The organism is Streptomyces sp. Da 82-17, assembly GCF_046098215.1.
GTDB lineage: Bacteria > Actinomycetota > Actinomycetes > Streptomycetales > Streptomycetaceae > Streptomyces.
This window is the reverse complement of sequence record NZ_JBJURH010000005.1, coordinates 399,855-408,585: the sequence shown is the minus strand read 5'-3', so window position 1 is coordinate 408,585 and position 8,731 is coordinate 399,855. Positions and strand designations below refer to the sequence as shown.

Genomic DNA, 8,731 nt, shown 5'->3' with positions numbered 1-8,731 from the left:
GGGCGTCTTCCCCGTCAGGCCGCCGCCATCCGGACCGGGCCGTTCCGGGCGGCCAGGAACAGTTCCGGCGCCACGTCCTCGGCCATGGCCTTCGCCGTCTGCCAGCCGATGGCCTGCTCCGTGCCGACTCCGCCGCAGAGCAGCATGAACCGCGTCAGGCCGGCCGCTCGCAGTGCGGCCAGTTTCTCCTTGACCGTTTCGACCGATCCGACGAGGGCGAACGGATTCCTGAGATACGAATCCGCCGGTGTTTCCAGAACCGCCCTGATTCCCGTTTCCTCTTGCTCCGCAAGCGATTCGAGCGGGCTGTCAAGCCGCCCGGATCCGGCCATGCGGGCCAAGTAAACCGCTGCGGACTCGACGTGTCTGATGAAGCCGTCGCGCACGATTTCCGCGGCCTCCCTGTCGGTTTCCGCGACCACCGTGAAACAACTCGCCATGACATGCGCCATCGACAATGCCTGCCCGTGCTCCTGCCCGATCTCGACATAGCGGCGCAGCCGGGCGGCCATCTCGTCCACGCGCAGCGGCGCCATGCCGCCGGCCGAGGGCGTGATGTTCAGTCCGGTGAACACGCCCAGGCCGCGGCGCGCCGCGGTGGCGAGGGACTCGTCGGAGCCCGCCGCGACCCACAGCGGCACCCGCTGCTGCACCGGCCGCGGCCACACGGTGACCTCGGCGGTCTCGGCGTCCGCCAGGAACGCCGCCGACATGGGGGTCAGATCGTCCTTCGGCACGGGCAGGTCGAACCGGTTGAGGCCACCGTCGACGAGGTCGATCGCGTGTTCCTGCGCGGCCCGGTCGCCGTGCCGGCCGAGGCCCACCTCGAGCCGTCCGCCGGACAGCACGTCGATCATGGCGAGCTGCTCGGCGAGCTGCAGCGGATGGTGCAGCAGTGGAAGGTTCGCCCCCGAGATGATCCGAGCCGTGGTCGTCCGCGCCGCGAGCGCGGCCATCATGATGTTCGGATGCGGGCACGGCGACGACGGTCCGAAGTGTTCCGGCATGCTGACACCGGCGTATCCGAGGTGTTCCGCCTCGACGCAATGGTCGAGGTAATTCTCGTAGATACGGGCCCCGAGTCCGGCGTCCCATTCCTCCGGGTCGTAGGATCCAGGCGGCGAGTAGGTGAGATTGTCCCAGTAGACGAATTTGGTGATGCCCGATTCGTCGCTGAGTGCGCTCATGTCGTTGATACCCCCATGTGCGAAACCGTTCGCGCCTGACGTATCCACGCCTATCCCGGTGCCGTCGGCCGGGGCATCCTCCGTATTGCCCAGGGCGCACCGACGCTTCCCAACTCCGCAATACGGGAGATTCCTGAGCCGCCGGAAGCCGGACACGATGCCGGTGGCAGCCGAACCTGGGGAGCGAACATGACCACGACCGCGTACCGCACCTGCCCGCTGTGCGAGGCCGCCTGCGGGCTGAAGCTGACGCTGGACGACGACGGCGGAGTGACCTCCGTGCGCGGCGACGCCGACGACCCCTTCTCCAAGGGCTTCCTGTGCCCCAAGGGCGCCGCGCTCGGACAGCTCGACGAGGACCCGGACCGGCTCACCGCTCCGCTGGTGCGCGACGGCGAGCAATGGCGGGAGGTCGGCTGGGACGAGGCCTTCCGCCGCGTCGACGCCGGGCTGCGCGGCGTCCTCGACGCACACGGCCGCGACGCCCTCGCCCTCTACTTCGGCAACCCGACGTTCCACACGATGGCGGGCTTCATGTACCGCCAGGCGCTGACCCAGGTCTCGGGCAGCCGCAACATCTACTCCGCGGGCACCATCGACCAGATGCCCAAGCACGTCTCGTCCGGCCTGATGTTCGGTGACCCCATGGCCGTCGCGGTGCCCGACCTGGACCGCACCGACTACCTGCTGGTGCTCGGCGCCAACCCGCTGGTGTCCAACGGATCCCTGTGCGTGGCCCCCGACTTCCCCGGCCGGCTGAAGGCGTTGCAGAAGCGCGGGGGCAAACTCGTCGTCGTCGACCCGCGCCGCACCCGCACCGCCGAGGCCGCCGACGAGCATCTGTACGTACGCCCCGGAACCGACCCGTACCTGCTGTTCGGCATCGTCCACACCCTCTTCGCCGAAGGCCTGGCGAAGCCCCCGGCGGACGTGGCCGGTGTGGCGGAACTCCGCCGCCTGGCCGAGGAGTTCCCGCCCTCGGCGGTGGCTCCGGTCTGCGGCGTCGCCGAGGACGTGATCGTGCGCCTGGCCCGGGAACTCGCGGCTGCGCCGACCGCGGCCGTCTACGCCCGGATCGGAACCTGCACCGTGGAGTTCGGCACCCTCGCGCAGTGGCTCGTGGACGCCGTCAACATCCTCACCGGCAACATCGACCGGCCCGGCGGGGTGATGTTCGCCAAGACCGCGGGCCTGGAGATCTTCCGCACGGGCCTGCCCTTCCGCACCGGAAACTTCCACAGCCGGGTGCGCGGCCTGCCCGAAGCGCTCGGCGAACTGCCCGTCGCGACCCTCGCCGACGAGCTGGAGACCCCGGGCGACGGCCAGGTCAGGGCTCTCGTCACGGTCGGCGGGAACCCGGTGCTGTCCGCCCCCAACGGGCCGCGGCTCGACCGCGCCTTCGCCGACCTCGACTTCATGGTCAGCGTGGACCCGTACCTCAACGAGACCACCAAGCACGCCCACGTGATCCTGCCGCCGCCGCGGATGATGCAGACCGCGCACTTCGACTTCCTCGTGCAGTGCATCATGGTGCGCAACTACGCGCGCTACTCGCCGCCCGTGCTGCCGCTCGGCCCCGACCAGCGCCACGAGCACGACATCCTCGGCAAGTTGTTCCTCATCCTCGCCGGGCAGGGCCACGACACGGACGCCGAGACCGCCCACGAGATGATCGTCGGCCAGGTCCTCGCCGGTGTGACCCAGGCGCCCGGCTCACCGCTCCTCGGCGCCGACGTCGCCGAGATCCGCGCGGGACTGGAGGGCACGGGCCCCGACCTGCTCCTCGACGCCCTGCTCAAGTTCGGCGGCTACGGCCTGTCCCTCGATGCCGTACGGCGACAGCCGCACGGCATCGACCTGGGGCCGCTGCAGCCGCGCCTGCACGAGCTGGTGTGCACGGAGTCCGGCCGGGTGGAGCTGGCCCCCGCCCCGCTCGTCGAGGACGTCGACCGGCTGCGCGCCCGGATGTCCGCCCGGCCCGCCGAGCTGTTGCTGATCGGCCGCCGCCACCTGCGCTCCAACAACAGCTGGCTGCACAACGTCCCCGCGCTGACCGGCGGCACCAATCAGTGCACGCTCCAGATCAACCCCGCCGACGTCGCGCGCTACGGGCTCGGCGAGCGGGCCCTGATCCGCTCCGCGGCCGGTGAACTGGTCGTCCCGCTGGAGCCGGTGGACACGATCATGCCGGGGGTGGTGAGCCTGCCGCACGGCTGGGGCCACGAGGACGGCACGCAGCTGGTCGCGGCGAAGAACCCCGGGGTCAACGCCAACACGCTGACCGACGACGCGGTGGTCGACGTACCGTCGGGCAACGCGGTGTTCAACGGAGTGCCGGTCACGGTGGAGCCCGTCCCGGCCTGACGGCTCAGGCGGAACGGGCTCACCGCGGGACGGACGTGGGTCAGACGCGGGTCAGTTGTGCGTGCACGGAGGCGGGCGTGCCGACCAGCTCGGCCACCTGGTAGGAGTGCGCCGCCTCCCCCAGGTTGTCGAGCAGGCGCTCGCCCGCGCCGACCATGACGGGAACGACGGTCAGATGCACTTCGTCGACCAGGCCCGCGCGCATGTACTGCTGCACGGTGGACGGGCCGCCGGCGACGCGCACGTCCTGGCCGTCCGCCGCCGCGAAGGCCAGCTCGAGGACCTTCTCGATCGGCTCGTCGGTGAAGTGGAAGGTCGTGCCGCCCTCCATCCGCACGGCGGGGCGCAGATGCCGGGTGAGCACGAACACGTCGTGGTGGAACGGGGGTTCGGGCCCCCACCAGCCGGTCCACGACTCGTCCTCCCACGGGCCGCGCTGCGGTCCGAACATATTGCGTCCCATGATGGTGGCGCCGATGTTCCGTTCGCTCCGCTCGAGGAAGTCGACGTCGGCGTTCGGCCTGCCTTTGACGCGGTCCGCCATCGTGGCGAGCATCCGCTGCTGCACGCCGTCGAATCCGTCCCCGAACGGGGCGTCCTCACGTTGCCGAGGGCCGGCGGCGAAGCCGTCGAAGGAGATCGTGTTGTGTACACGGAGCTTGGGCATGGCATTCACCGTAGTTTGACCGACTTGCGGCATGTGGTAGCCGAGTCGCCGGTGCGTCGTGCCTTCGCTCAATCCCAGGCGCAAAGCGTTCAGTTAACTGTTCAGTCAAGACTCGACCACTTCGGCAGTTGGCCCTTTACTGAACATCCGTCATGGCCCTGACCCCCGAACGGCTACAGCTCCTCCGTCGAAAGGAGAATCATGCTCGTCCTGGTCGCTGTCTTCGCGCTTCTGGGGGTGTTCCTCGGCGCGGTCGCCTACCTGCCGCTGTCTGTGTCCGCAGTCGCAGCCGTCGCCATCGCCGGCTGGCTCACACACTTCGCGATCCGTGAACACCGAAGCCGACCGAGTCGTACCGCCTGACACCGAGGAGGCGCATCATGAACGTACGTTCCCCCGAGCGGCCGCTCGCCACTGCTCCCGGTGACCTGCCGCCGCTGACGGTCGCGGAGGTCGTCCACCGCCCCGTCGCCGAGCCGGACGCCGTCCGCAGCGGCGACGGACCCGCTGTGGCGTCCTTCGTCCTCGGACTCGTCGGCCTGCTCGCCCTGAACATCGTGCTCGGGCCCATGGCCATCGCCCTCGCGACCCTCGCGTTCGTCCGTGGGACGAGTCGCCGCGGCCGGGCCGTGCTCGGCCTCACGCTCGGCATCGCCGACCTGATCGTGCTGGCCGCGCTGGTGTCGTCCAGCGGCGCCGTCGAGTGGAGCTTCGGCTGATCCGCCCGCCGAACCTCCTGCGCACGACGATCGACGAGGCCGTACGAGTGCGGATGCGGGCCCACACGCCCGCCCCCACCCGTACGGCCTCGTTCGTGTGCCGCCGCCCCCTCACGCCCGCAGCGAATACAACATCAGCTCCCGGGCCTCCTCCCACCGCCGCGTGAGGTCCTTGCGGCGGCCGAGGCGGGCCGAGATGTGCTGGGTGCCGAAGAAGACGGAGACCAGGGCGTGCGCGGCCGCCGCGGGGGAGACGCCGGCGCGGAGTTCGCCGGCCTCCTCGGCCTCGATGAGGAGTTGTTCGAGCAGGTTGATCCAGCCGACGTAGGGCGTGGGCAGCACGCCCTCGGGGAGCGGCTGTTCCATCTGGAGCCGGGCCCCGCCCTGCACTATGACGTCGTCCCGGAAGGCCGCCGCGGTCTGGTCGAGGAGTTCGACCAGGGTGTCGAGCGGGCCGAGTCCCTTGGCCTGCACGGCCTCCAGGAGCACCGGCCAGCGGTGGTAGTGGGCGTCGACCACCGAGATGGTGAGGGCTTCCTTGGTGGGGAAGTGGAAGTAGACCGCGCCCTTGGTCATGCCGACGTGGTCGGCGACGTTCTGCACGGAGGTGCCCGAGTAGCCGTTGCGGTCGAAGAGTTCGGCCGCCGCGTCCAGGATCTGCAGGCGCGTCTGCACCGCCCGTTCCTGCTGGCGCTCGGGGATCCGGCCCGTCCTCGGCTCGTCGCCCGGCTTGCGTTCGGGCATCGGGAAGGAGGCCCGGCTCTTGTTCTGGGTCACGTTGCACTCGCCTTCATCGCTCGCCCCCCTGGCCTTTCATCCGTCAAGTCCCTTGCGCCGTACGGCAGTCGGGCGCTCGACGACCCCATTGCAATATACCTTCCCGTAGGTATATTTTCGAGCCGCCGAGCGGCCGGGCCCTCCGGGGAGTCACAGGGACCGGGCCGCAGCGGCTCCGTTGTCCAGGGAGGGGATACCCATGTACGACGCCGACATCGAGCCCGACACCCACAAGGCAGCCGGGCGCCATGCCGATGCACATGTTCCGCGCACTCTGGTACACAAGGCCGCCGACCGGGAGGTGCTGCTCTCGGCCGCGCAGCCGCTGGCCGACGACCGCTTCGCGGTCTGGATGCGCTGGCCGCACGACCACCTGCTGCACGGCCGCTCCGCCGACGGGGTCCGTGACTCGCTGATCGTGGTGGAGACGATGCGCCAGGCCGGCATCTACCTCTCGCACCGCTACCACGGCGTGCCCATGGACCACGCCTTCGTCCTGCACAGCTTCGAGTACGACCTCAGCGCACCGATCCGCGACCTCGGCAACGGCGCCGACGTCGTCCTCGACATCACCGTCCGGCGCGAGCCGGGCAAGCCGGACCGCTTCAAGCTGGCGTCCGAGGCCGAACTCCTCGTCGGGGGACGGTCCGTGGGCCGGGCCGGAATGTCCTGGCAGGCCCTCGCGCCCAAGCACTACGCCGTCGTACGCCACCGCTGCGCGGGCGTGCCCTCGCTCGCGGACTTCACGGCGCCGCCCGCCGACCCGGCGCCGCTGCGCCCCGAGGCCGTGGGCCGCGACCGGGAGGACGCCGTGCTGATCGGCGACTGCCCCGAAGAGCCGGGGAGTTGGCGGCTGCGGATGGACACCGGCCACCCCGCGCTCTTCGACCACGAGAGCGACCACGTGCCCGGCATGGTGATCGTCGAGTCGTTCCGGCAGGCCGTCCTAGTCGAGGCGGCGAAGAGAGCCCCCGACGGCTGGGAGCTGCGGGCCATGCACACCACCTTCGCCTCCTTCGGCGAACTCGACCAGCCCGTCACGGTGTCGGCCGAGCCGCTCGGCGACCACGCCTACCTGGCCACCGCGCGCCAGGGCGAACGCGCCCTGGCCACGGCGCGGGTGGCCGGCCGCCCGGCCGCCCCGCTCGCCGGCATGGCGGCCGAGGCGGGGGCTGCCGCATGCTGAGCGATCTGGAGCCGATCCTGGAGACGGCCCGGCAGGACCGGGCACTGCTCGACGAGTCCTGCAAGCTCACCGACCGGCTCGCCGACGCGCTGGTCACGGCCGGTTTCACCCGGCACTTCGTGCCCGAGCGCTGGGGCGGCTGCGCGGGCACGTTCACCGCACTGCTCGACGCGGTCTCGGTGGTCGCCGAGACCTGCGCGTCCACCGCCTGGTGCGGCGCGCTCTACGCCGCGCACGGCCGGCTCGCCTCGTATCTTCCCGAGGCCGGGCAGCAGGAGCTGTGGGGGAGCGGGCCCGACGTGTGCGTGGCCGCTTCCGTCGTCCCGCCGCAGGGCAACGCCGAGCGTACGCAGGGGGGTTGGCGCCTGACCGGCAGGTGGACGATGGCCAGCGGGGTCGACCAGGCCGACTGGGTGCTGCTCGCCGCCTGGGCGCCGCCGGTCGACGAGGGCGCCGAACCGGCACGCGAACACCGGGTCTTCGCGGTGCCGCGCTCCGACGTCAAGGTGATCGACACCTGGCATCCCGTGGGCCTGCGCGGCACCGGGAGCAACACCGTCGGCGCCGACGTCCTCGTCCCCGACCACCTCAGCTTCACACTGCGCGATCTGGCCCGCGCCAAGCCGCACGCGGCACGCTGCCACACGGTGCCGTTCCCGCTGGTCGCCTCGCTGATCTTCGCGGCGCCAGTGCTCGGGGCCGCGGAGGGCGCGCTGCGCACCTGGTGGGACCGGCAGGCCTCCCGGGTACGCCCGGACGGCAGCAGCGCGGCCGAACAGCCCGCCCAGCAGCAGGTGTTCGCCCGGACCGCGGCGCACGTCCAGGCCGCCCGGCTGCTCCTCGAACGGGCCGCCCAGCGCGCCGACCACGCGCCGGTGACGCCCGTCCTGGTCGCCGAGAACCAGCGTGACGTGGCCGTGGCCGTCGAGCTGTGCGGCTCGGCCGCCCACGAGTTGTTCCGGTCGGCGGGGTCGAGCGCCCTCGACGAGGGGGACCCGCTGCAGCGCGCCTGGCGGGACATCACCGTGGCGGGCACCCACGGCACCCTCAACTTCGAAGCGGCGGCGGCGAGTTACGCGGGCGCGGCACTCGCCGCGCGAGCGCAGGCCGGAGCCCGCCCGTGACCCGACGCATCGCGTTCTTCGACGTGGACGAGACGCTGCTCGCCGGGAAGAGCATGCTCAGCTTCTGGCACTTCTGGGCGGCGCTGTCCGCCCGGCACGGCGGCGCCCTGCCCACCCCGCGCAGCTCGGGCGCCGACCGCGAGACCCTGAACCGCGCCTACTTCCGGCTCTTCGCCGGCGTCCCCCAGGCACACCTCGAGCGCGCCGCACGCCGCTGGTACGAGGAGTTCCGCCGCGGCCCTGAGGTGTGCCTCACCGAACCGGTCGAGGCCCTGCTGCGGCACCGGAGTTCGGGCCACGAGGTGGCCCTGGTCACCGGCGCGGGGGAGATGCTCGTACGGCCGCTCGCGGAGGAGCTCGGGGTGCGGCACGTGCTGGCCACCGAGGTGCTCACGGACGCCGCCGGAGTGCTCACCGGCGAGGTGCGGCGGCCGGTGCTCGGGGACGCCAAGCGGACGGTCGCGACCGCGCTGGCCGCGCGCCTCGGCGTACGGCTGCGGGACTGCTTCGCGTACGCCGACCACAGCAGCGACCTGTCGCTGTTGACGGCGGTGGGGCATCCGGTGGTCGTGGGCGACGACCCGGTGCTCGCCGAGCGGGTCGCGGCCGCGGGCTGGCCGCGCCTGGACGCGGCGGCCGGGCCGCTGCGGTCCCGCGCGGTGGTGGCGCAAGTGGGCTGAGTCGCAAGTGAGTTGACGCGTACGGCC

At 71.7% G+C, this 8,731-nt stretch carries 9 protein-coding genes; 6 read left to right on the top strand and 3 right to left on the bottom strand.

What is annotated here, in order from left to right; all coding sequences use genetic code 11:
- Nucleotides 1-14: 14 nt before the first annotated feature.
- On the bottom strand, nt 15-1,187 hold the full coding sequence (locus ACIDOF_RS11760; protein ID WP_409005742.1) for an LLM class flavin-dependent oxidoreductase: 1,173 nt from the start codon (nt 1,185-1,187) through the stop codon (nt 15-17).
- Between the two features lie 189 nt (nt 1,188-1,376).
- On the opposite strand from ACIDOF_RS11760, the gene ACIDOF_RS11755 reads away from it, so the two are divergent.
- Complete coding sequence (locus ACIDOF_RS11755) at nt 1,377-3,551, top strand: molybdopterin-dependent oxidoreductase (RefSeq protein WP_409005741.1); 2,175 nt, start codon at nt 1,377-1,379, stop codon at nt 3,549-3,551.
- Between the two features lie 40 nt (nt 3,552-3,591).
- Here ACIDOF_RS11755 and ACIDOF_RS11750 read toward each other — a convergent pair whose 3' ends face one another.
- Nucleotides 3,592-4,218, bottom strand: a complete 627-nt coding sequence (locus tag ACIDOF_RS11750; RefSeq protein WP_409005740.1) for a dihydrofolate reductase family protein — start codon at nt 4,216-4,218, stop codon at nt 3,592-3,594.
- 201 nt (nt 4,219-4,419) lie between these two features.
- Between ACIDOF_RS11750 and ACIDOF_RS11745 the strand changes: the two genes are divergently transcribed.
- Nucleotides 4,420-4,581: a hypothetical protein gene (locus ACIDOF_RS11745; RefSeq protein WP_409005739.1), complete on the top strand. Its 162-nt coding sequence runs from the start codon at nt 4,420-4,422 to the stop codon at nt 4,579-4,581.
- 17 nt (nt 4,582-4,598) lie between these two features.
- A complete protein-coding gene (locus ACIDOF_RS11740; RefSeq protein WP_409005738.1) occupies nt 4,599-4,937 on the top strand; it encodes a hypothetical protein in 339 nt (112 codons plus the stop codon).
- 111 nt (nt 4,938-5,048) lie between these two features.
- On the opposite strand, the gene ACIDOF_RS11735 is transcribed toward ACIDOF_RS11740, so the two are convergent.
- Entirely contained in the window at nt 5,049-5,714 is a 666-nt protein-coding gene (locus ACIDOF_RS11735) for a ScbR family autoregulator-binding transcription factor (protein ID WP_409005737.1), read from the bottom strand.
- Nucleotides 5,715-5,913: 199 nt separating this feature from the next.
- Between ACIDOF_RS11735 and ACIDOF_RS11730 the strand changes: the two genes are divergently transcribed.
- From ACIDOF_RS11730 to ACIDOF_RS11720, 3 genes are read left to right on the top strand one after another with little or no spacing between them, the layout of a single operon-like run.
- Nucleotides 5,914-6,900 carry a ScbA/BarX family gamma-butyrolactone biosynthesis protein gene (locus ACIDOF_RS11730; RefSeq protein WP_409005736.1) on the top strand — a complete coding sequence of 329 codons (987 nt, stop codon included), beginning with the start codon at nt 5,914-5,916 and terminating at the stop codon, nt 6,898-6,900.
- Nucleotides 6,894-8,024, top strand: coding sequence for an acyl-CoA dehydrogenase family protein (locus ACIDOF_RS11725; RefSeq protein WP_409005735.1), 1,131 nt, complete (start codon nt 6,894-6,896; stop codon nt 8,022-8,024). Before ACIDOF_RS11730 ends, ACIDOF_RS11725 begins: the two co-directional genes overlap by 7 nt.
- The gene (locus tag ACIDOF_RS11720; RefSeq protein WP_409005734.1) at nt 8,021-8,704 is read left to right on the top strand and encodes an HAD family hydrolase; all 684 of its coding nucleotides are present in this window, start codon (nt 8,021-8,023) and stop codon (nt 8,702-8,704) included. Before ACIDOF_RS11725 ends, ACIDOF_RS11720 begins: the two co-directional genes overlap by 4 nt.
- The last annotated feature ends 27 nt before the right edge of the window (nt 8,705-8,731 follow it).

Bases quoted from the DNA above. Each gene is read 5' to 3' on its own strand.
- ACIDOF_RS11740 (WP_409005738.1), top strand. From the start codon at position 4,599: ATGAACGTACGTTCCCCCGAGCGGCCGCTCGCCACTGCTCCCGGTGAC.
- ACIDOF_RS11760 (WP_409005742.1), bottom strand. From the start codon at position 1,187: ATGAGCGCACTCAGCGACGAATCGGGCATCACCAAATTCGTCTACTGG.
- ACIDOF_RS11725 (WP_409005735.1), top strand. From the start codon at position 6,894: ATGCTGAGCGATCTGGAGCCGATCCTGGAGACGGCCCGGCAGGACCGG.
- ACIDOF_RS11745 (WP_409005739.1), top strand. From the start codon at position 4,420: ATGCTCGTCCTGGTCGCTGTCTTCGCGCTTCTGGGGGTGTTCCTCGGC.
- ACIDOF_RS11755 (WP_409005741.1), top strand. From the start codon at position 1,377: ATGACCACGACCGCGTACCGCACCTGCCCGCTGTGCGAGGCCGCCTGC.
- ACIDOF_RS11730 (WP_409005736.1), top strand. From the start codon at position 5,914: ATGTACGACGCCGACATCGAGCCCGACACCCACAAGGCAGCCGGGCGC.
- ACIDOF_RS11750 (WP_409005740.1), bottom strand. From the start codon at position 4,218: ATGCCCAAGCTCCGTGTACACAACACGATCTCCTTCGACGGCTTCGCC.